At 24.3% G+C, this 904-nt stretch carries 2 protein-coding genes; both read left to right on the forward strand.

The window, feature by feature from the left end; genetic code table 11:
• A partial coding sequence (locus AJ889_RS01005; protein WP_070293207.1) for a hypothetical protein occupies positions 1-465 on the forward strand: 465 nt, incomplete at its 5' end.
• 44 nt (positions 466-509) lie between these two features.
• The coding region (locus tag AJ889_RS01010; RefSeq protein ID WP_070293208.1) for a methyltransferase at positions 510-904 on the forward strand (395 nt) is incomplete at its 3' end.

A 904-nucleotide genomic window follows, 5' to 3' on the forward strand; every position in this document is an offset into this window, starting at 1 on the left:
GTATATCTTTTATTATTCTTAGTAGGAGGATGTTCTTATAAATATATGGATCCGCAGTATTATGAGTTTAAGAAGTTGTGTAAAGATAATAGTAATAAAATGATAGTGTTTAATAAAGATTATTTGGATTTAAAAAAACAATTTATTCAAGCTATGATGAATAATTCTAATATTAGAATTAAAAATAATGGTATAAAATATTTTTATAATGAAAAATTGAATTTGGAAATTCAACCTTCAAATTGGAAAGAAATAGAAACTAAATCACGCGAAATTAAACTTGGAATAGGAAAAGTAAAAGAAAAAGAAATAGAAGCTTGGTATATTGATGATAAAAATAACATTAAGTATCAAGAATTTAAACGATATTTGTATTATAATTATAATATATTTTTAAGAGGCGATGAGGGTGCTGGGTTTCATTTTGAATATGAGGAAATATTAGATTGTGAAGATGTTAGATAAAAAATTAGAAAGATAATTTGAGATTTAGATTTTTGGAATAACAAATGAGTAAAAACATTAAAACACAAGAAGCTAAATTAGACTTAATCACTAAATTCTTAGACTATGCTAATGTAGCTGATGCAAGTTATGCGATGCTACATTGGATTGATTATGTAAAAAAAGAAAATGACAAAAAACATGAAAATGGTGATACCCAAAAACTAGGTGATAAACATAATAATCAAAATTCTACCTATGCAAGAGCTATACAAGCTCGTTTTGAACAAAATAAAATAGTTAAAATAGAACCTAAATATTGTATTTCTCTTATAAATACTTGTTTTGATAGTAAAGAAATAACATTGGATAATGATATTAGTAGGGTAGGGTTAAATGATGCACTGAGTAAAAGAACTATTGATTTTGTAAATAGATTTAAACTTTTAAAACATCAGCC

This window comes from Campylobacter sp. BCW_6468 (assembly GCF_001762865.1).
Lineage (GTDB): Bacteria > Campylobacterota > Campylobacteria > Campylobacterales > Campylobacteraceae > Campylobacter_D > Campylobacter_D jejuni.